This is a genomic window from Blautia sp. HCP3S3_C4 (genome assembly GCF_052064095.1).
GTDB lineage: Bacteria > Bacillota > Clostridia > Lachnospirales > Lachnospiraceae > Blautia_A.
Window position 1 is genome coordinate 313,390 of record NZ_JBQHWF010000002.1, and the last position, 22,029, is coordinate 335,418.

20 protein-coding genes and 2 pseudogenes are annotated in these 22,029 nt (G+C 40.0%); 19 read left to right on the forward strand and 3 right to left on the reverse strand.

Features of this window, described 5'->3' with window-relative positions:
• The first annotated feature begins 201 nt into the window (after window positions 1–201).
• Window positions 202–333, forward strand: a complete 132-nt coding sequence (locus tag ACTNC6_RS03360) for a glycosyltransferase (RefSeq protein WP_441043220.1) — start codon at window positions 202–204, stop codon at window positions 331–333.
• 3 nt (window positions 334–336) lie between these two features.
• On the opposite strand, the pseudogene ACTNC6_RS03365 reads toward ACTNC6_RS03360, so the two are convergent.
• Window positions 337–1,479: pseudogene (locus ACTNC6_RS03365) on the reverse strand (IS3 family transposase).
• On the opposite strand from ACTNC6_RS03365, the gene ACTNC6_RS03370 reads away from it, so the two are divergent.
• The 15 genes from ACTNC6_RS03370 to ACTNC6_RS03440 all read left to right on the forward strand — a co-directional run bounded on the left by ACTNC6_RS03370 (window position 1,414) and on the right by ACTNC6_RS03440 (window position 16,043).
• On the forward strand, window positions 1,414–2,286 hold the full coding sequence (locus ACTNC6_RS03370; RefSeq protein WP_441043221.1) for a glycosyltransferase: 873 nt from the start codon (window positions 1,414–1,416) through the stop codon (window positions 2,284–2,286). The pseudogene ACTNC6_RS03365 and the gene ACTNC6_RS03370 overlap by 66 nt on opposite strands.
• A 27-nt stretch (window positions 2,287–2,313) precedes the next feature.
• A complete protein-coding gene (locus ACTNC6_RS03375; protein WP_441043222.1) occupies window positions 2,314–3,837 on the forward strand; it encodes a lipopolysaccharide biosynthesis protein in 1,524 nt (507 codons plus the stop codon).
• Window positions 3,838–3,876: 39 nt separating this feature from the next.
• Window positions 3,877–4,653 (forward strand): glycosyltransferase family 2 protein, encoded by a 777-nt coding sequence (locus ACTNC6_RS03380; RefSeq protein ID WP_441043223.1) that lies wholly within the window; start codon window positions 3,877–3,879, stop codon window positions 4,651–4,653.
• A gap of 37 nt (window positions 4,654–4,690) precedes the next feature.
• The gene (gene gmd, locus ACTNC6_RS03385) at window positions 4,691–5,734 is read left to right on the forward strand and encodes a GDP-mannose 4,6-dehydratase (protein ID WP_441043224.1); all 1,044 of its coding nucleotides are present in this window, start codon (window positions 4,691–4,693) and stop codon (window positions 5,732–5,734) included.
• 6 nt (window positions 5,735–5,740) lie between these two features.
• Complete coding sequence (locus ACTNC6_RS03390; RefSeq protein ID WP_441043251.1) at window positions 5,741–6,682, forward strand: GDP-L-fucose synthase family protein; 942 nt, start codon at window positions 5,741–5,743, stop codon at window positions 6,680–6,682.
• A 173-nt stretch (window positions 6,683–6,855) separates the two neighbouring features.
• The gene (locus ACTNC6_RS03395; RefSeq protein WP_441043225.1) at window positions 6,856–8,172 is read left to right on the forward strand and encodes a sugar phosphate nucleotidyltransferase; all 1,317 of its coding nucleotides are present in this window, start codon (window positions 6,856–6,858) and stop codon (window positions 8,170–8,172) included.
• 83 nt (window positions 8,173–8,255) lie between these two features.
• Window positions 8,256–9,242: a type I phosphomannose isomerase catalytic subunit gene (locus ACTNC6_RS03400; protein ID WP_441043226.1), complete on the forward strand. Its 987-nt coding sequence runs from the start codon at window positions 8,256–8,258 to the stop codon at window positions 9,240–9,242.
• 28 nt (window positions 9,243–9,270) lie between these two features.
• Window positions 9,271–9,807 carry an NUDIX hydrolase gene (locus ACTNC6_RS03405; RefSeq protein ID WP_441043228.1) on the forward strand — a complete coding sequence of 179 codons (537 nt, stop codon included), beginning with the start codon at window positions 9,271–9,273 and terminating at the stop codon, window positions 9,805–9,807.
• Entirely contained in the window at window positions 9,804–10,016 is a 213-nt protein-coding gene (locus tag ACTNC6_RS03410; protein WP_441043229.1) for a hypothetical protein, read from the forward strand. The genes ACTNC6_RS03405 and ACTNC6_RS03410 overlap by 4 nt, the downstream gene beginning before the upstream one ends.
• Before the next feature lie 130 nt (window positions 10,017–10,146).
• Window positions 10,147–10,446, forward strand: a complete 300-nt coding sequence (locus tag ACTNC6_RS03415; RefSeq protein WP_055060664.1) for a helix-turn-helix domain-containing protein — start codon at window positions 10,147–10,149, stop codon at window positions 10,444–10,446.
• Between the two features lie 26 nt (window positions 10,447–10,472).
• A complete protein-coding gene (locus ACTNC6_RS03420) occupies window positions 10,473–11,123 on the forward strand; it encodes a transposase (RefSeq protein WP_441043230.1) in 651 nt (216 codons plus the stop codon).
• A complete protein-coding gene (locus ACTNC6_RS03425; protein ID WP_441043231.1) occupies window positions 11,108–12,652 on the forward strand; it encodes a YifB family Mg chelatase-like AAA ATPase in 1,545 nt (514 codons plus the stop codon). The genes ACTNC6_RS03420 and ACTNC6_RS03425 overlap by 16 nt, the downstream gene beginning before the upstream one ends.
• Window positions 12,652–13,413: a DNA-processing protein DprA gene (gene dprA, locus ACTNC6_RS03430; RefSeq protein ID WP_441043232.1), complete on the forward strand. Its 762-nt coding sequence runs from the start codon at window positions 12,652–12,654 to the stop codon at window positions 13,411–13,413. Before ACTNC6_RS03425 ends, dprA begins: the two co-directional genes overlap by 1 nt.
• 667 nt (window positions 13,414–14,080) lie before the next feature.
• Window positions 14,081–15,295 (forward strand): hypothetical protein, encoded by a 1,215-nt coding sequence (locus tag ACTNC6_RS03435; protein WP_441043233.1) that lies wholly within the window; start codon window positions 14,081–14,083, stop codon window positions 15,293–15,295.
• Between the two features lie 448 nt (window positions 15,296–15,743).
• A complete protein-coding gene (locus tag ACTNC6_RS03440; RefSeq protein ID WP_441043234.1) occupies window positions 15,744–16,043 on the forward strand; it encodes a helix-turn-helix domain-containing protein in 300 nt (99 codons plus the stop codon).
• Window positions 16,044–16,126: 83 nt separating this feature from the next.
• Here ACTNC6_RS03440 and ACTNC6_RS03445 read toward each other — a convergent pair whose 3' ends face one another.
• Complete coding sequence (locus tag ACTNC6_RS03445; protein ID WP_441043235.1) at window positions 16,127–17,215, reverse strand: GDP-mannose 4,6-dehydratase; 1,089 nt, start codon at window positions 17,213–17,215, stop codon at window positions 16,127–16,129.
• Window positions 17,216–17,285: 70 nt separating this feature from the next.
• Window positions 17,286–18,743 carry a nucleotide sugar dehydrogenase gene (locus ACTNC6_RS03450; protein WP_441043236.1) on the reverse strand — a complete coding sequence of 486 codons (1,458 nt, stop codon included), beginning with the start codon at window positions 18,741–18,743 and terminating at the stop codon, window positions 17,286–17,288.
• A 506-nt stretch (window positions 18,744–19,249) separates the two neighbouring features.
• Between ACTNC6_RS03450 and ACTNC6_RS03455 the strand changes: the two genes are divergently transcribed.
• From ACTNC6_RS03455 to ACTNC6_RS03465, 3 genes and pseudogenes are all read left to right on the forward strand, one after another.
• Window positions 19,250–19,810, forward strand: a complete 561-nt coding sequence (locus tag ACTNC6_RS03455; RefSeq protein WP_441043237.1) for a VanZ family protein — start codon at window positions 19,250–19,252, stop codon at window positions 19,808–19,810.
• A 219-nt stretch (window positions 19,811–20,029) separates the two neighbouring features.
• Window positions 20,030–21,738 (forward strand): annotated as a pseudogene (locus tag ACTNC6_RS03460) (IS1634 family transposase).
• A 3-nt stretch (window positions 21,739–21,741) separates the two neighbouring features.
• Window positions 21,742–21,969 (forward strand): ErpK protein, encoded by a 228-nt coding sequence (locus tag ACTNC6_RS03465; RefSeq protein WP_441043238.1) that lies wholly within the window; start codon window positions 21,742–21,744, stop codon window positions 21,967–21,969.
• Window positions 21,970–22,029 lie beyond the last annotated feature (60 nt).

Consider the following 22,029-nt stretch of genomic DNA (forward strand, 5'->3'; position numbering starts at 1 on the left):
GAGGAAATATAGCAACAAAAATATAAAGTTTTACTGACATCTAGCTTGACAATTACCGGTATGGGCAGTATATTTATTAAGTAAAGTACAGGTTTGTATAATGAGGATAAAGCATAGAGAAATATGATGGAAATATGAGGTGTCGAAAAGTGGTAGAAAAATGTGGTATTTGAGCTTTTTCGAATATCAGAAAGGGAGAATATGAGATTGTTTTCAATAATAACAGTTTGTTTAAATGCAGAAAAGGAGATTGAAGGGACAATTCGTTCTGTGCTGGAACAAGATTTTGATAATTTTGAGTATTGGATTATAGTCAATAAAGTGGACAGGTAAAAATCAGGAGAAAAATAAATTTTCTCTCCGAATGGGAGACAAGCCGACATTGTGAGAATGCGGTCTGAGAGAATTGTAGAAGCCGTTGATGTAAGAAAACAGACTTTGTTTCAATTGATCGAGGGATTGATAAGAACGTCTGTCGGTTTCTTCCTTCTTAAAGATATTTGAAGAAGCATTCGACAACGGCATTATCATAAGGATGTCCTTTGGCAGAAAATGACTGGACGAAATGAAATTCATCCAGAATCCTGCGAAAATCATCAGAGGTAAACTGTGAGCCACGGTCAGAATGAAAAATGAGACCAGGAGAAGGATTTCTGGCAGCAACAGCATCACGAAGGGTATCAATTGCGAGAAAGCGATCCATTTTTGGAGAAACGCGATAAGCAATGACTTTGCGGGAAAACAGGTCGAGAATTACACATAGATAGTAAAACCTGCCGGCAACACGAAGATAGGTAAAATCACTTACCCAAACAAGATTCGGTTTGGGCTGGTTAAAATTCTGAGCGAGGATGTTTTCACAGGAAATACGCTGAGCAGAATGGTATCGAGGTTGAGGAGGCTTGACAGTACTCATTTTAGGAAGGTTCATAGTTTTCATGAGTCGGTACACTCGACCAACACTGATATGAATGCAATAATCACGCTGAAGGCAAATTTGAATTTTGTGTGCACCTAATCTCTTATCGGAAGCAGCATAAATTTCGAGGATATGAGAGCGGATCTCAGTATTTTCAGTTTCTCTGGCAGAAGGTCTATGGTTCAGAAATTTGTAATATGTACTGCGATTTACTTTCAAAACCCGGCAGAGGATCGAAATAGAATGCTGATGAGATAAAGCCTGTACAGCGATCAATCGTTGCCTGAGTGTGGCATGAATATTGCAATGGCTTTTTTTAATATAAGATTCTCTTCTTCCAATTGGGCATTACGTTTTTGGAGCTCTTTAATCTGTTGAGCAGTCACAACGGTATTGTCATCAAGCTTAACTTCAGAATACTGACGAATCCAGTTCGTCAGAGCGTTGGAAGATACTCCGTATTCTGATTTGATTTGGGCGTAGGTTTTCCCTGAATGATAAAGATTTACGATTGTTTGCTTGAATTCAGGGGTGTATTTGTTTTGCTTCTTGGTAGACATGCCATCACTCCTTTTTATTTGTCTACTATTATACTCCTCTTGTCCACTTTTTTAATATACATCCAGTATATAATCCAAGATGGGGCGTCAAGTGATCAAACTGTGAAAATTGCAGAATCCTTTGTACAAGCATTTGCTGAGAAAGAAATTCCCTTTAGGATTATTTCACAGAAGGATCAAGGTATCTATGATGCTATGAATAAAGCAAGGCAGGAAGCACAGGGAGAATGGATTCTGTATATGAATGCAGGAGATTTTTTTGCCAATGGAAAGATATTAAGTCTAGTAAGTAAAAATGAATGTTTAGAGATGGCTGATATAGTTTATGGAGATGTGATCCGTCGTGATAAGGATATGTATCTGTATATAAAGGCTCGTACATTGGAGACTATGCGATTGGGTATGCCTTTTTGTCATCAAAGCTCATTTACACGAAGAAAATTACTTAACTTGTTTCCATTTTCTCTGCAATATCGAATATGCAGCGATTATCGTTTCTATTTACAGATGTATCATGAGGGAAAGAAGTTTGTGTATCTTCCTATGGCGATTGCTATTTATGATATAAATGGAATAAGTTCAGATGCAAGAGCTAACCGTAAGGAGCGATTGAAGATTCTTGAGAAAATGCCTGTCAGAGATGAAGAAGCAATCCAGAGAGTAAAAGGCTGGTTGGAACAAGACACAAGAAAGAAATTTATGCATGAGCATTTCTGGAGATTTATCCCCAAAAAAATTCGTCAAAAGAGACGCAGTTATTTGCGGAAAAAAGCTGGGTGGAAGACGAAAGAAGAATTCTTTGGCTAAGTGAAATCAGGAGAAGAGAAGTCTAATATGAACAAAAGTGTAATACTGAAAAACGGTATATCCGGATTAACAAGCCAAGTTGTAAAAATCATTTTTACATTTTTTACCCGCAGCTTGTTTATAAAGTATATTGGTGTTGAAGTACTCGGAATCAGCAATACTTTTTCATCAATATTAAGCGCTTTATCATTGACAGATCTGGGATTTCAGACTGCGGTGGCTTTCAGTTTATATAAACCACTTCAAGAAGACGATAAAGAAACCATTAATGATATCATGAATGTTTTCCGTGTGGTATATGTTTTTATTGGATGTTTTATCATAGCAGCGGCAGTTGTTTTGTTGCCTGCACTGAAATATGTCCTAAAAGGGGTAGAGATATCTACAGAGATTTACATATATTTTATTCTTCAGGCATCCTCTTCCGCATGCTCCTATTTTCTCGCATATAAAAGGGTTCTTTTGTATGCGGATCAAAAAGCTTATATTTCAAAAAATATAGATTTAGTGATGTATATTATTTTTAATATACTGCAGTGTTTGACGCTGGTTCGGTTTAAAAACTATGTGGTTTATTTGATTTTAAATATTATTCAGGTTTGTGTGTCAAATATTTATGTTCATCTATATTGTGCAAAGGAATATCCGTTTTTACATTTTAGCAGATTTAATAAAGATATTTTTAAAAGTATATTTTCCAATGTAAAAAATGTATTTGCTGGTAAGATTGCTTCGTATATATATTCATCAACGGATAATCTGGTCATTTCGACCTTTGTCAGTACAGTAAGTGTGGGATATTTGGTAAACTATACAACAATTATTTCTAATTTAAAAATATTAACGAGAAGCGTTTTAGATTCAATGGTTCCTATCATAGGCAACTTTTTGACTGACGCATCAAAAGCGAAAAAAGAGGAGTCATTTCGGATATATTCGCACATAAGATATCTGATTGCTCTTTGTATCATCATTCCGTATTATATCCTTGTAGATGATTTTATGGGATGGTGGATTGGACCGGATATACGTTTGTCGAGAATAATAGTGCTTTTGCTTTCTGTAGAGCTTTATATGGATTTAGTTCATAGTGGCACATATGATTATATAACGGGCGCAGGTTTGTTTAGACAAGAAAAAAAAGTGAACTTTGCAGGAGCCATTGTAAATATTGTAACATCAATTGTTTTAGTTCAATTGATAGGTATTTCGGGTGTTTTGGTTGGTACTGTGATTAGTCAGATCATATTTTGGATTGGAAGAAGTTGGGTTGTTTATTTTCAATGTTTTCAAACTACAAGAAAATCTTATTATAAATATTGGATAACAAATGTGTTGTATGTAGTGGCGTTTGTTGGGATTTATTGGGGAGTAAAGTTTGTTTGTTCGTTTATTCAGATGGATTATATCCTTGTTGAAATTTTTGTAAAAGGCTGTGTGGCTGAAATTGTGATTGTGCTTTTGGCATGTATTATTTTTCAAAAGAATCAGGCTCAAAAATTTTTGGTTAATAAAATACTTCAAATTTGTAAATTACATTGGAAGTTGTAGTAAGAAAATCAAGTAGATATTAAAAAGATGGGGAAAAGTATGGAAAAGAAAATAAGTATAGTAACACCTGTCTATAATGGTGAACAGTATATCGAGAAAAATATAAAATCAATTATGCGTCAAAATTATAAAAACTATGAACATATTATCATGGATGGAGGATCTACGGATGCTACGCTTGAGATTGTCAAAAAATATCAGGATAAGTACCCTGTAGTTATTGTTTCTGAAAAGGATAATGGAATGTATGATGCGATATGTAAAGGGTTTCGTCAAGCAACGGGTGAAATATTTGCATGGCTCAATGCAGATGATACTTACCGGCCTTGGGCATTTCAAGTCATGAATCATGTGATTTCTGATAGAGTTAACTGGTGTACAGCTATCCCAACATGGCAAAGTGAGAATGATATTGTTTATTCTGTGGGGGAGAGGTATCTATATAATAGAGAATGGATAAAAAAGGGGATGTATGATGGTCGATGCTTCAGATTTATACAGCAAGAATCAACGTTTTGGTCGGCATCATTATGGAAATCAGTTGATTCTAATAAAATTAAAAAATATAAACTAGCTGGAGACTTTCAACTGTGGAAAATGTTTGCAGATATTACGGAACTTTACACAGTCCAAACAATAATAGGTGGATTCAGAGTTCATGACGGACAAAAGAGTCAGGATATACAAGCGTATTATAATGAGGTTGGCTGTACAGTTTTAAGTAATATTGAAAAGAGAGTATACAGAACTCTGGACAAACTATATCAACGCAACAATACAGACCGCCTAATTCGTATTAATAAGGAAGCACAATAAAAATTTTATTATGGCTGAAACGGGAGGATAAAGCACTATGAAGAAAGCATTGATTACCGGTATTACAGGGCAGGACGGCTCCTATCTGGCGGAGTTTCTGCTTGAAAAAGAATATGAAGTGCACGGCGTCGTTCGTCGGGCATCCATTTCTAATACTGCACGTATTGACCATTTGAAAGATAAGATTACCCTGCATGATGGGGATTTGAGTGACAGTTCTTCGTTGATTCGTATTATTTCTCTTGTTCAGCCGGATGAGATCTACAATCTGGCGGCGCAGAGCCATGTGCAGGTTTCTTTTGACGTACCGGAGTATTCCGGGGATGTGGATGCGCTTGGCGTGCTCAGGGTTCTGGAAGCAGTGCGTATTCTGGGGCTTACCAAAAAGACAAGAGTCTATCAGGCATCTACTTCTGAATTATATGGAAAAGTGGAGGAGGTTCCACAGCGTGAAACGACTCCTTTCCATCCATACAGTCCTTATGCAGTTGCAAAACAGTACGGGTTCTGGATTACAAAAGAGTATCGTGAGGCCTATGGAATGTTTGCTGTGAATGGTATCCTCTTTAATCATGAATCAGAACGGCGGGGAGAGAATTTTGTGACTCGTAAGATTACACTGGCAGCAGGTCGTATTGCGGAGGGGCTGCAGGACCATCTGGAACTGGGCAATATGGATTCTCTGCGTGACTGGGGATATGCGAAGGATTATGTGGAATGTATGTGGCTGATGATGCAGCAGGATGAGCCGGAGGATTTTGTAATTGCCACCGGTGTGCAGCATACGGTTCGTGATTTTACAGAGAAGGCATTTGCAGCAAATGGGATTACCATTCGCTGGGAAGGTACAGGGCTTGACGAGAAAGGCCTTGACGCAGTTACAGGTAAAATGCTGGTTTGTGTGAATCCGGCATGGTTCCGACCAACGGATGTGGACAATCTCTGGGGTGATCCGACCAAGGCAAGGACGGTCCTTGGATGGAATCCGCAGAAGACCAGTTACGAGCAGCTGGTCGAGATCATGGCGAAGCATGACAGGGAGCTTGCGAAGTGTGAAAAGGCCATGAAGGAGGCGAGATAACCGATGATGGAGAAAGATGCAAAAATATATGTTGCCGGTCATCGTGGCATGGTGGGGTCTGCGATTGTACGTGAGCTGAATCGCCAAGGATACAGCAATATTATCACCCGAACCCACAAGGAACTGGATCTTTGCCGCCAGAATGCAGTGGAAGCTTTTTTTGCAGAGGAGAAGCCGGAGTATGTGTTTCTGGCAGCAGCTAAAGTAGGAGGAATCGTAGCCAATCAGAATGCGCTGGCTGATTTCATGTATGACAATATGATTCTGGAGATGAATGTGATCCATTCAGCATGGCAGAACGGATGTAAGAAACTGGAGTTTCTCGGATCTTCCTGTATCTATCCACGTATGGCGCCTCAGCCTATGAAGGAAAGCTGTCTGCTGACTTCTGAACTGGAAAAGACCAATGAGGCTTACGCGCTTGCAAAAATCAGCGGTCTGAAATACTGTGAGTTTCTGAACCGTCAGTATGGTACGGATTATATCAGTGTTATGCCTACGAATCTTTATGGACCGAATGACAATTACCATCCTACCCATAGTCATGTCCTACCGGCACTGATCCGCCGCTTCCATGAGGCGAAGGTTGAAGGCAAGGAGAGTGTTACCTGTTGGGGAGATGGTTCTCCGCTTCGTGAGTTCCTGTATGTGGATGACCTCGCAAACCTCTGTGTGTTCCTGATGAACAATTACAGCGGTAACGAGACTGTTAATGCCGGTACTGGTAAGGAACTGACCATCAAGGAACTGACCGAGATGGTTGCTAAAGTGGTTGGGTATACTGGAAAGATTGAGTGGGATACCACTAAGCCGAATGGAACTCCTCGCAAGCTGCTGGATGTTTCCAAGGCAACGAACCTCGGCTGGACTTACAAGACTGAACTCGAAGATGGAATCAGATTAAGTTATGAGGACTTCCTGAACAATCCGATGAGAGCAGAAAGATAAAAAGGCTGTAATCAGCTTCACAGAGAAGTTGAGTACACAGAAAAAAGCGATACGATGGGCTGCTGTATGTAGATGATATATGCAGCAGTCCATTTTGATTAAGAGACTTCCGCTATTACCAAGCAAATGGTTATGTTGCTTTAGAGTAGGAGAGGCAGAAGGAGAAAGACAATATGAATCTGATTTTGTTATCCGGCGGTTCCGGCAAGCGCCTGTGGCCGCTTTCTAATGATATCCGCTCTAAGCAGTTTATTAAGATTTTCAAGAAGGAAGACGGCACTTACGAATCTATGGTGCAGAGAATGTACCGTCAGATTAAGAAGGTTGATGCCGATGCTACCGTGACCATCGCAACATCTAAGACACAGGTTTCTGCTATCCATAATCAGCTTGGCTCTGATGTGGGTATCTCTGTGGAGCCTTGCCGCCGTGACACCTTCCCGGCAATCGCTCTGGCAGCAGCCTATCTGAAGGATGTTATGCATGTGGGTATGGACGAGCCGGTTGTGGTGTGCCCTGTTGACCCTTATGTGAACGATGACTATTTTGAGGCACTAAAGTCTCTGTCTGATCAGGCGGAAAAGGGTGAAGCAAACCTCGTTCTTATGGGTATTGAGCCGACATATCCTTCCGAGAAGTACGGATACATCATTCCTATGAGCAAGGACTTCACAGCTGATGTCAAAACCTTCAAGGAAAAGCCTTCTGTTGAGGTTGCCGAGGAGTATATTTCTCAAGGCGCACTCTGGAACGGCGGTGTGTTTGCATTCAAGCTCCGTTATTTGATTGAGAAGTCCCATGAACTCATCAGCTACACCGATTATGCCGACCTCTTTAATACCTACGGCGAACAGCCGAAGATTTCCTTCGACTATGCTGTCGTTGAGAAGGAAGATAAGATTCAGGTACAGCGTTTTGCTGGCGAGTGGAAGGATCTCGGAACTTGGAATACTCTGACCGAGGCGATGTCTGAATCCATTATCGGCAAGGGCACTCTGAACGAGGAGTGTAGCAATGTCCATATCGTCAATGAGATGGATGTACCCGTCCTTGCTATGGGTCTGCACGATGTTGTGATCTCTGCCAGTCCGGAAGGTATTCTGGTTTCCGATAAGGAGCAGAGTTCTTATATCAAGCCCTTCGTGGATAAGTTCGAGCAGCAGATCATGTTTGCCGAGAAGTCTTGGGGCAGCTACAAGGTTATGGATGTAGAAGAGAAGTCCATGACCATCAAGGTAACTCTGAATCCGGGTCACTCCATGAATTACCACAGCCACAAGAACCGTGATGAGGTTTGGGTTGTGCTGGATGGCACAGGCAGAACTTTTGTGGACGGTATGGTGCAGAGCGTGAAGGCTGGCGATGTGATTACTATGTCTGCCGGATGCCGTCACACCATCTTTGCAGATACTGAACTGAAGCTGATCGAGGTTCAGCTGGGCAAAGCAATCAGTGTATCTGATAAGCAGAAGTTCGAGCTGGAACTGTAAGAAATAACACTTTGCTGTGCGGAGCGTAAGGAGCATAGCAGTTTAAGATTTATCGTGCATTGGCACAGAAAGCGAGGGCAAAGGTGAACAGGAATATTCATCCATTTTTGCTGAGACCCTCTGGAAAGGACTACCTATGGGGTGGTCAAAGATTAAATACAGAGTTTGAAAAGAATATTGATATGAATCCGCTGGCGGAGACATGGGAGTGCAGTACGCATCCTGACGGTCCCAGCACCGTGGCAAGCGGAGAGTTCGTGGGGCAGAGTCTGGTGGATGTGATTGCATCTCATCCTGAGTTCCTTGGCACTCGCCATGAGGGTGAGACTGAACTGCCTATCTTGATAAAGTTTATTGATGCCAAGCGTGATCTGTCTGTTCAAGTGCATCCTGGTGATGGCTACGCCAAGGAGTACGAAAACGGTCAGCTTGGCAAAACAGAGATGTGGTATGTGCTGGATGCCAGTCGGGACGCAAAGCTAGTGTATGGACTGCATCAGGATTGTACGGAAGAAGAAATCCGGGAGTCCATTGAGAACGGAACACTGGGTAAATACCTTCAGACTGTTCCGGTGAAACGGGACGACCTGTTCTTCATCCAGTCTGGCACGATTCATGCTATCGGAGCAGGATGTCTGATTGCCGAGATTCAAGAAAACAGCAACCTGACATACCGCCTTTATGACTATGACCGTGTGGGCAAGGACGGCAAGAAAAGACCCCTGCATGTGGACAAGGCAATGAAGGTCGCAAAGCTGACCAGTTCGGCTGAGCCAAAACAGCCTATGCGTGTTCTCAAATATCGGCAGGGAGTTGCCAGCGAACTGCTGACCCGCTGCAAATATTTTGAGGTTCACCGTATGCTGGTGAACACGGAAAGACGGCAGACCGTACATTATCAGGCAGATGACCTGGGCTTTCGCGTCCTGCTTTGTATAAACGGCTGTGGTAATATCAGCTTTGGTTCGGAGATGCTGCAATTCTATAAGGGTGACTGCATTTTCGTCCCGGCAAGTTCCGATGCGTTGACGATCCATGGACAGGCAACCTTCCTGGATGTGAGAGGCTGAGAACAGGCTGACAGAGAGGGTAAGCGTGATGTGGAAAGTAAAGAATTCAGAGAAACTAATAGATAATCGCTGGATCTCGGTGCGGAAAGATACAGTGGAACTTCCCAACGGAATGACCATTGATGATTTCTATGCCGTGACCATTTCTGACGCTGCTGCGATTGTGGCAGTTACGGAGAATGGAGAGCTGATCCTCAAGAAAGAATACAAGTATGCCGCCAATGAAGAACTAATTGAGATCCCGGCGGGTATGTTCGAGCCGGAAGAGCATGACGGTTTGGAGGTTGCCAAGCGGGAACTTTTAGAGGAGACAGGTTTTGTCTCCGATGAGTGGATGTATTTCGGTGACACCGTGGAAAGTTCCTCAAAACTGACCAATCGGATGCACATCTACTATGCAAAGAACTGTCGCAAGGTAGCAGAGCAGAAGCTGGATGCGACCGAGGAACTGGATGTTCTGGTTGTTCCGATGACTGAGGCAATCGAGATGGTCATGCGGAATGAAATCAAATGCAACAGTTCGGCACACGGTATTCTTAAGGCAGCGAGAATGATGGGCGTATGAGAATAATTATTGTAGAAAACGATAAGAACCCGGTTGACCTTAGAGATATCGAAGGAAAGAAAGTGGTTCTTGCTTCTGAACTTCCTTTAGCTTATCTACAAGGGATTCGAGATGCAGAAGGAATTGATGCAGTTCTCATTGGTAGCGGCGGCAAGGAAATCCAGATGGATAAAGAAAAAACTCCAAACTCTCGGGGTCAGACCCCATGAAATACCGATAAAGAAAATAAAACAGAACTAAAAGTTCTATAAAAGAAGCATAAAATATCTTGCAAAAACTTATCATGAGTGATAAAATCTCGTAAATAAGATATCAGAGATGGGATAGGGAGATAAGCAAATGCAGGAGAACATGAAAGAATACCTGACAGAAAAGGAAGCCAGGGAAAAGAGACTGGAAGTATATACAGAAAAGATTCAGGAAAAGGTGTTGAGCAGATCTTCGGAAACAATCCGGCAGTTAGTGGAGGAGAGACACCGCCAGAAAATGACGCAACAGGAAATAGCGGATATTACAGGGATAAAACCGTCGAATATGGCCCGGTTTGAGAGCGGTGGCAGGGTACCAACGCTGGTTGTACTGGAGAAATATGCGAATGCACTTGGAAAACATATTGAAATAAAAATCTGTGATGACTGACAGATTTTTATTCGGGATAATCATAGATGATACTATTATTAAAAATATCAAAGCAAAATGGAGGGAGAAAGATCGCAAGAAAATTAAGGGACTGGTATCCGGGGGCAATTTACCATATCATGCACAGAGGGGTGAGGAGAAAACCAATATTTGAAGATGAGATGGACCATCAGGTACTGCTGCAGATAATAAAGACATCATTGAGTAAATATAACTGCTGGCTGCATGCGTATTGTCTGATGACAAACCATGTCCATCTGTTGCTTGAAACAGGCGATATAGAAATAGGGAAGTTTATGAAATATATGTCAGAGTGTTATGCCATTTACTATAACCATAAGTATGGTTACAGAGGGCATGTTTTTGAGAGCCGGTATAAATCCTGCCTTGTAAAAGAAGATGCTTATTTTCTCCAGACAAGCCGTTACATACATCTGAACCCGGTAAAAGCACAGATGGCAGATTATCCGGAAGATCATTTATGGAGTAGCTATCGGACGATGATAGGGATTGCGGATGATGGGATCACAGAGAAAAAGAAGACACTTGCGTACTTTCCGAGAAACAGTATTTATCAATACAGGGAGTTTGTGGAAGATATAGGACACAAATATATAGTTCAGGAACAGCATATCAGAAAGATGATAGGGGAAGATGAATTATGGCTACCGTGGTAAGAAGTTTTGCAATTCAGGGGATTGATGGGTATCCTGTGGATATAGAAGTAAAGATGCTGGAGGGACAGCCGGTGATATCGATCATCGGGCTTGGGGATCAGGCTGTAAAAGAAGCTGCAGAGAGGATCCAGGCAGCGATTGATGAGAGCGGTTATGTTTTTCCTAAAAAGCGTGTGATCATCAGTCTTGCACCCAGTGATAAAAAGAAAAGCGGTTCGCATTTTGATCTTGCAATGGCGGTTGGAGTGCTCTGCCAGAACGGAGATATAGGGGTGAAGAACCTGAAAGAATATGGCTTTATCGGAGAACTGTCATTAGATGGAAGGTTAAGAGCCTGCAGAGGGATTCTGCCGATGATCATTGCCGGCCAGAAGAAAGGAATAAAGAAGATTATCGTGCCGGAGGCTAATCTTAAAGAAGCAGGACTGGTGCATGGAGTAGAAATTCTGGGATTTCATGATCTGACAGGCGTGATCCGCTGTCTTGAAGGAAAAACATCAGGGGGAGAAATCCATGTGGGTGAAAAGGAAAAAGGTTCGGAAGAATCAGGGACAGTTCTGGATTTTAAAGATGTTAAAGGACAGGATGAGCTGATAGAAGCGGTTGTTCTGGCTGCGGCAGGAGGACATAATATGCTGATGGTCGGGGAGCCTGGATGTGGAAAGACCATGATTGCGCAGAGGATTCCAACGATACTTCCGGAAATGACAGAGGAAGAATGTCTGGAAGTAACAAAAATATACAGCATTTCCGGCCTGCTTCCCAATGGACATGCCCTGATGAAATACAGACCGTTCCGTGCCCCGCATCATAATGCATCATTGAATGCTCTGATCGGCGGCGGTGCCTATGCAATGCCGGGCGAGGTATCACTGGCACATAATGGGGTACTATTCCTGGATGAACTTGCTGAATTTTCAAGGCGGACTCTTGACGCATTACGCCAACCGATAGAAGATAAAAAAGTATCTATTTCGAGAGTGAACGGTACTCATACGTTTCCTTCCAGTTTTATGTTTATTACAGCTATGAATCCCTGTCCGTGTGGCTATTATCCAGGTGCAAAATGTAAGTGTACGGATTATGAGATTATTAAATACAGGGGAAAGATCTCTGGCCCTATCATGGACCGGATAGATATACAGAAAGAAGTCCATCCTGTAGATTTCTTCGCAATAGCAGACCAGAAATCAGGGGCTTCTTCGGAAGAATTGCGTACAAAGGTAGAAAAAGCCCGGAAGATACAGCAGGAGAGATATGCGCAGGAAAAAGGGATCAATTGTAATGCACAGATGACAACGGAACTCATACAGAGATATTGTGTGCTGGATAAAGACTCATTGAAGCTGCTGAGAGAGACAAGTGAAAAGTATGGATATAGTGCCCGTGTGATCCACAAACTCTTAAGACTTGCCAGGACCAGTGCGGATCTGGATGGAGAAGAAAAAATCCGCCAAAAAGATATAGAAAAAGTTCTGACGTGCCGGGAGCTGGACAAAAGCAATAGTAAAATGGTGGTGGTTAAATAATGATATACTGGATATGGCTTACGCAGATACCATTTATCGGGCCCGTTACAATCAGATACCTGATAAAAGAACTGGGAGATGCGGAAAAAATTTATCAGGCTGACTATGAAACCCTGAGCAAAATGTCAGGACTGTCTGCAAGACAAAGAGAAAGTATCATCAGGAATCATTCATTGGAAAAAGCGAAAAGGATCATGGATGATTGCCAAAGCAAAAATATCTCTATCTTATGCTGGAACGACGATTGTTATCCTTTACGTGCCAGAGAACCTGCTGATGCACCACCAATGTTATACTATAAAGGAAACATCAAGAAAATGGATCAGACAGTTGGAATAGTAGGAGCAAGAAGATGCAGCCAGGAAGCAAAACAGGAAACGGTATTTCTGGCGTCAGAATATGCCAAGACCCGGATTGCAGTTGTCAGCGGAATGGCCAAAGGAATCGACAGCTATGCACATACTGCATGTCTCAATGCCGGTGGCTACACAATAGCAATATTAGGAAATGACCTGGACATCTGTTATCCAAGTGAACACCACAAACTGATGAAATGTATAGAGGAAAAAGGTCTGCTCCTGTCAGAATACCCACCCGGAACTCTACCATCCAGATACACGTTCCCCAGAAGAAACCGCCTGATCAGCAGCTGGTCCGATAAATTAATCATAATCCAGGCCGGGAAAGGAAGCGGAGCATTGATAACGGCAGAATATAGCAGAAAATATGGGAGGAAAGTGGAAATGAAAGAAAGCGGATAATTGTAAGTAACTCGAATATTAAGGTTATCTGGAAGCCGTGGTTGGGTGATTATTTATCGATTGGATTAAAGGATATTAGAATCTGTCGATGGAAAACTACAGGAGATTAACATAGATTCTTGTAATCAATATTTGAATATGGTATGATAAAAAACGAAAACAATAGGTGAGGGTCGGCTAAAGGATACCTATTGAGGATTTTGATGAATCGATATTTTAGGGCATTCTTGTGAAGGTTATGAATTCATAGGAATGCCTTATGTATATTGATACTTATTAATGGAATTATTAATAAAATGTGAACTTTCAGTAATTTTTTCACCTTGTTTTGTTAAAAAAATATAATAGATTAAAATTCATCTGGATTAATTGGTGTATTGACCTCATTTGCGAGAGGAACTTGATGTGGAAAAACTGGATTAATCATATCCGTCCGTTAAACATAAACAGAAATGAGCTTGCGGTGACCGTTCGCGGAAGCATTTTTATTTGGTAGAAAAAATACGTATATAGAAAGTATTTATGTATTCCCGATGGGAGATTCACTGGATTATGCAAAAATGGCAATGGTGCAAAACTAATCAGATTTATGTCATGGGAATAAATCTGATTAGTGACAAATTGAGAAATCAGCAATAATTATGAGAAAAGGGATATAGATGTTAGGATGGAGAAATTTTTAAATAAATGGGAAATACTTATTACTATAATTATTTCTATTACGAGTATTTTTTTAGCTATAAAAGCTAATGAAATGACAAAAATACAAACAGAAGTGGCAAGAAATAGTTCATTACCCAATATTCAAGTAGTGGAAAAAAATTTAATTAATGAAAAGACGGGAAAAACAGATGATTCAATAATACAGATTTCAAATTTAAATGGAAGACTTAATAATTATGAAAGTAGAATTGTAACATTTTTAAAATGTTCTTATTTAGATAATAAGAATAATGTTTATGAAGAAGAGATTCCAATATTTAATTATTATATAATTGGTCGTCAAAGTGGGAATACTGAAGGCATTTTGGAAGAAAAAATAACAGGAAAAAACAGTAATAAGATAAAAAAGATGATGGAAAAAATTCTTCAGTATAATGATTCAGACAGCTCTTTATATGTAGAGATTGAATCTTACCTGTGTGTTTCATATATAGATATATTAGGAGAAAAACACAGAATATACTATTTAACAGATGTGTTTGAATCTAAATTAATAACTGAAAAGGAAGGACAAAATAAATTTGAAATTTATGATAAATTGTTTAGTTTAAATGAGGGGATAGACCCTAATAGGGAAGAGGAGATAGATATACAGGGATTAATAAATAAAATTTATGAGGTTTCAAATTTAAACATTGAAAAAGTAGTAGAAAAAAATGAAATACAGAATAAAGGAATGATAGATGCAATGACAGAAATAATTGGTGTATTTTTGGCTTCAATTTTAGCTCATGTATTATGGATAGTGCAAGAAAGAAGAAGAAATAAAGAAAGTAAATCACATGCGGCATCTATTTTATATTATGATTTAAAAAGTATTGAAGGATATTTAGTAGGTGAAAGAAGTTCTGTTAATTTAAGATATTCCTCCGAGTGGCAGCAAATGGTTGCAGGGTGTTCTTTTTTGAAAGATGAACAAATCAAAGAGTTATATAATATATATGATGAAGTATATAATTACAATTATTTTTATAAGCTTAAAGAAGATAAAAAGGAAGCGGTTATAAAAGAAGATATACCTCAGTATAAGGCATTGAAAAATGTTTTTGTGAATGAGTCTGAAGACAACACAAAATATGCAGAAATATTGAAGGAGTTAAGAGTACATATAATGGTTTCTAATATGTATGTGGATAAGAAAAAGAGAAAGACTTCCTAATAAAGAAGAGATCAAGGCTAAGATGATGGAGCTTACATATATTCAGGGAAGATTAGCAGAAGAATAAATAGAAAAGGTGAGAATAAAATGGTAGAGCATAATTTTAACAACCGTAGCAAGAATTCTCTTACCTCTATAGGTGATGGTATGAATTGCACATTCGAGCATGTCTGCTCAAATTCATAAAAAATCACAAAAACACTTGTTCTGATACAATAAATATATTATAATAGAAAAAAGAACAATATGCTCTTGAAAATTGGACGGTCGAAATAAGCAATAAGTGAGAAAAAAAATACTCGGGGTCAGACCCCATGAAATACCGATAAAGAGAATAAAGAAGAACTAAAAGTTCTATAAAAGAAACATAAAATATCTTGCAAAAACTTATCATGAGTGATAAAATCTCGTAAACGAGATATCAGAGATGGAATAGGGAGATAAGCAAATGCAGGAGAACATGAAAGAATACCTGATAGAAAAGGAGGCCAGGGAAAAGAGACTGGAAGTATATACAGAGAAGATCCAGGAAAAAGTGTTGAGCAGATCTTCGGAAACAATCCGGCAGTTAGTGGAGGAGAGACACCGCCAGAAAATGACGCAGCAGGAAATAGCGGATATTACAGGGATAAAACCATCGAATATGGCCCGGTTTGAGAGCGGTGGCAGGGTACCAACGCTGGTTGTACTGGAGAAATATGCGAATGCACTTGGAAAACATATTGAAATAAAAATCTGTGATGACTGACAGATTTTTATTTCAATATAATCATAAATGATAGTATTATTGAGAATAAAAAGTGAAATGGAGGGAGAAAGATCGCAAGAAAATTAATATACATTATAAAATTCTTTATACCATTCAGCAAACTGTCTAAGTCCGGTTCTTAAGGAGGTGTTTGGTTTGAATCCATAATCTCTTTCCAGCGCACCTGTATCGGCATATGTTACCGGTACGTCGCCTGGTTGCATTGCAACAAGCTCTTTGTGAGCTTCAAAGTCATAGTCTGCCGGAAGTACTTTGGCGCGGATGAGCTCTTCCTGAAGGATCGTTACAAAATCAAGGAGATTTTCGGGATTGCTGTTTCCGATGTTGTATACAGCGTATGGTGGGATTGGAAGTCCGTCTTCGCCATTTTTCTTTTCCGGAGCTCCCTGCATGATACGTTTTACTCCCTCTACGATATCGTCAACGTATGTGAAGTCGCGTTTGCAATTGCCGTAGTTGAAAATCTGAATAGTCTCTCCTTTGAGAAGCTTGTTGGTAAAACCAAAGTAAGCCATGTCCGGTCTTCCTGCCGGGCCGTATACTGTGAAGAAGCGAAGTCCTGTAGATGGGATATTATACAGCTTGCTGTATGCATGAGCCATCAATTCATTTGATTTTTTTGTGGCTGCGTAGAGGGATACCGGATTGTCTACCTTGTCCTCCGTGCTGTAAGGTACTTTTTTGTTTGTTCCATATACAGAAGAGGAGGAAGCATAGACAAGGTGTTCTACGCCTTTTTCATCGTTATCATAAGAATGACGGCAGGCCTCAAGTATATTGTAGAATCCAATCATATTTGACTGGATATAGGCGTCCGGATTGCTGATTGAGTAACGTACACCTGCCTGTGCACCTAAATTTACAACAATGTCTGGCTTGTGCTCTTTGAAAATCCTGTCGATGATTGCTTTATTTGCCAGATCATCCTTATAGAAAATATAAGTAGAATCGCTATGCTCGTGTACGCATTTCTCAATTTCTTTTAAACGCCATTCTTTGATGCTTACATCATAATAGTCATTTACATTGTCCAGACCGATGATATGGATCGGTGACTGTGTCCTTAACAGTTCAAGTACAAGGTTGCTGCCGATAAAGCCGGCAGAACCTGTAATAAAAACAGTTTTATTTTTCAAATTTATATGGTTCATTTTATTAAAACCTCCATCATAATATCTCTCTTGATCTCTCGAGATTTCTTTTGCTTTCTTTTAATCTTTCTTAATCTCTCTTAAAGATATCTCTTGTATAAACTTTATCCTTTACATCATCAAGGCAGGAATTGTATCTGTTGGCAATGATCGCCTGACTGTTTGCTTTGAATTTCTCCAGATCATTGATTACTTCAGAGCCGTAGAATGTTTCGCCGTTCTTTAAAGTTGGCTCGTAAATAATAACTTTTGCACCTTTTGCCTTGATACGTTTCATGACACCCTGGATGGAGGACTGGCGGAAGTTATCGGAATTGCTCTTCATAGTAAGTCGGTATACACCGATGACTTTTTCACCTTCTTTACTTGGATCCCAGGAGCTGTTTGCTTCATATGCTCCGGCCATTTCAAGAACCTTATCTGCGATGTAGTCTTTTCTTGTTCTGTTACTTTCTACGATGGCAGAGATCATATTCTGGGGCACATCGTTGAAGTTTGCCAGAAGCTGTTTTGTATCTTTTGGCAGGCAATATCCGCCATATCCAAAGCTTGGATTGTTGTAATGAGTTCCGATACGTGGATCCAGGCATACGCCGTTGATGATCTCCTGTGTGTCAAGTCCCTTTGTTTCTGCGTAGGTATCCAGCTCATTAAAGTAGGATACACGAAGTGCAAGATATGTATTTGCAAAGAGTTTTACAGCCTCAGCCTCTGTGAATCCCATGAATAAGGTGTCGATGTTTTCTTTGATCGCACCCTGCTGAAGGAGCTTGGCGAAGATCTCAGCTTTTTCTCTTGTCTCTTCATCACAGGATACGATGATCCTTGATGGATAGAGATTATCGTAGAGTGCTTTTGATTCGCGCAGGAATTCCGGACTGAAGATAATGTTTTTGGTATGGTATTTTGCTCTTGCAGATATAGTATATCCAACAGGGATGGTGGACTTGATGACCATTGTTGCATTTGGATTTACCTTTAATACAAGTTCAATTACTGACTCTACAGCGGAGCAGTCGAAGAAGTTTTTCTTGCTGTCGTAGTTGGTCGGAGCTGCGATCACTACGAAGTCTGCATTTTTATACGCTTCTTCTCCGTCCAGTGTAGCTGTAAGATCAAGATCTTTTTCAGCCAGATATTTCTCGATATAATCGTCTTTGATCGGTGATTTTCTATTGTTGATAAGTTCAATCTTCTCCGGGATGATGTCGACTGCTGTAACGTGGTTGTGCTGGGAAAGAAGGGTCGCGATAGACAGGCCTACGTAACCGGTACCTGCAACAGCGATGTTGTATTTCTTATCAGGTGCTGGTTTATCTTCTACAAATAAGTCGGTCACTTCGAATCCAAGTGCTTCTGCAATCGCCTGAAGCTGATCAATGGAAGGAATATAATCCAGCCCCTCTAATCTGCTGACCATGGCTCTGTGGATACCTGTCATATCTGCAAGCTGAGCCTGTGTAAGTTTTTTTTCTTTTCTTTTGGCAATAATAGTATCAGCCATCTTTTGGTAAGATATTTTTTTCATATTTAATTCTCCAATGTTGCTGTTAATCACATTAAATGTTAAAATCAGGTTACTTAAAACATTTTTATATTATCAGAATTGGGAGGGGACGTCAATGGAGATGGGGAATAAAAAAGATACTCCGTTATTAATAACAAAATCACGTTATTAATAATAGAAAATAAAGTAATGTCGAATGCTTTCGGCGGAATTCCTCCAATTCAGTGTGGTAAATGCAATGGGGTAAATTTAGTTTCGTTAGATGGAAACGGATGGATGCCATACGGGGATTTATATGAAGGATATTGATAAAAGTACTTTGTAAGAATCAGGTAGTTTTGGTATAATTCATTGTAAATGAAAATATAACCGAATCAGGTAAGTCCTCTGCGGAGGTTGCAAAAAGCGATAAGCAGTGGGGGGAACTTGCTTGTATCAGGAGGATTGTAAGCTCCTTCTGATAAACTGCGAATATCCGATTGACAGGCAGTTAAAATCAGAATTCATGAGATGGGGAGAGATAGATAGTGGACATTTATCAGATTATTATTACACATAATCGAAGCTGGACGATCAGGGAAATTATTGCTTTTGCAGTGGTTTTCCTGATGGCTGTTTTTCTGGCAGCAGTATTATTAAGGCTGCATAAAATAGTGATCATTCAGGCAGTTTGTGGACTGTTGCTTCTGACGTTTCTTGCAATTGTATTTGGTTCTACTGTTTTTACGAGGATTCCGGGGATCAGGCAGTATCAGCTAGAGATATTCTGGTCATGGAATGAAATCCTGGGGATTGGTACATGTGGCAGACTGGGAAGTACTACGGGAGATGGTTTACTGCAAGAGAATCTGTTGAATATTCTGCTACTTTTTCCGGCAGGGATTTTATTGCCGGGGTTGACAGGCAGAAAACTGAAATGGTGGATGGGATTGCTTGTGGGAATTGCGGTATCATCTGCTATCGAGATTAGTCAGCTGCTGCTTTGCAGAGGGTTGTTTGAGTTTGACGATATTATTCATAATAGTTTGGGATGTATGCTGGGATGCTTGTTGGGGAATAGGATGTTAAGGTTGGTGTATGGAAAGTAAAGGGCAGGACCAGATGAAAAACTGACAAGTCATTTTGAATTGCGATTTCATGGAATACAGTCAACCTTAACTTCCTGAAAAAGTAACACTCAAAAAATGGCAGAATGTAAAAAAACTTGAAAAATAGGGATTTTTTGGAAGAAAATCTTGAAAAAACGGGAAAGCAGGAGCAAAATATTGAGTAGAAAGTAACACTCAATGTTTGAAGGGAGATATGCCATGGATATGAATTTTGAGGTAGACATTCCGAAGATACCCGGAAAGATAAATTATGTGAAAAAAGGGGGTACAGTATACGTCAGATATGTGCTCGAAAGAGTATATCATCCAGAGAAAAAATATAATGTTCCGGAGCAGAGGATCATTGGAAAAAGATCAGAAAATAACCCGGATAGAATGCTCCCAAATGAAACTTTTGTAAAGTATTTTGGCGGTCAGGAGATGCCGGAACAGAAAGCCGGACAGATGAGAAGCAGTTGTCTGCGGATAGGGACTTTTCTGGTGATCTAAAAGATCCTGAATGGATATAAACTGGCGGAGATCCTGGAAAAATATCTTGGAAAGAAGGAAACGGGGCTGTTTCTGGATCTGGCAGCTTATTCTCTTATCAGTGAAAATAATGCCGCACAGTATTATCCTTCCTATGCTTACAGCCATCCGCTTTTTACAAAGCAGATGCATATATATATATTGATTCAAAAGTATCAGATTTTCTTGCGGGACTTACAGATGATCAGAGGATAGGGTTTGTAAATGAGTGGAACGAAAACAGGGATCACCGGGAGAAAATATATATATCTTACGATTCGACCAATAAGAATTGTCAGGCCGGGGATCTGAGATTTGTTGAGTTTGGCCACCCGAAAGATGACCGTGGACTGCCGGTCTTTAACTATTCCATTGCGTATGATATATATAATAAAGAACCGTTGTTTTATGAGCAGTATCCTGGAAGTATCGTAGATATTTCCCAGCTCCAGTATATGTTAAAAAAAGCAGAAGGATACGGATATAAGAAGGTCGGATTTATCCTGGACAGGGGATATTTTGGCAGGGAAAACATCCGGTATATGGATGAATGCGGGTATGATTTTGTGATCATGGTAAAGGGTATGAGTGAATCTGTCAGGCGGGTGATCCTGGAAAACAAAGGAGAATTCGAGAATATTCATAAATACAATATACGGAAGTACAAGACATTTGGAAAGACAATAAGGAAAAAACTCTATATATCAGATGAAAAAGAAAGATATTTTCATATTTATTATTCAGACCAGAAAGCGTGTGCGGAACATGAACAGATAGAGGCAAAAATAGACCGGATGACGAAATATCTTAACGGTTTAAAGGGAGAAAAAGCGACCGTAGGGGATGGATATAAGAAGTATTTTAAACTTGAAATATATGAGGATGATGGAACGATCATATGCGCAAGGGAGAAGACAGAAGTGATCCAGGAAGAGATCGATCTGTGCGGATATTTTGTGATCGTAACGTCAAAACAGATGACAGCGGAAGAAGCTTTGGAACTGTATAAGAGCAGGGATGTATCAGAAAAACTGTTCAGGGGAGATAAGAGTTATCTTGGGAACAGGAGCCTGCGGGTACAGTCAGATGAGGCTGCAAATGCGAAGATCTTCGTGGAATTTGTAGCACTGATAGTAAGGAGCAGGATGTATGTCCTGCTGAAAGATGAAATGGAAAAACTTGACAAAAAGCCGAATTATATGACTGTTCCGGCAGCAATCCGTGAACTGGAAAAGATAGAGCTGGTCCGTCAGACAGATGGAAAATATCGTATGGATCATGCAGTAACAGCAACCCAGAAAATAATCTTAAAAGCATTTGATATGGATGCAGACCAGATACAGGACAAAGCTGTAGGATTGAGCAGACTGCTTGAAAAATATGCAGAAGAGGGAAAATAATATATGGCAAGACCGAGAAAAATGATATCTTTGGAAGAGCAGATAAAGAAGCAGGAAGAGACAGTATTAAAAGTAAAAGAAAAGTATGATTCCGAAATGATGAAACTGAAAGATCTTTATGCAAAAAGGAACGGAGAGAAGAAAAAAGAGCTGCTCAAAGCCGTTGAAAACAGTACAAAAACATATGAAGAGATCATGGCATTTATCTGTTCTGAAAGTGAAATAAATTAGATTTTGGACTGTTTTAATGAAAAAAGGGCAATTTGAGTGTTACTTTTTCAGGAAGTTTAC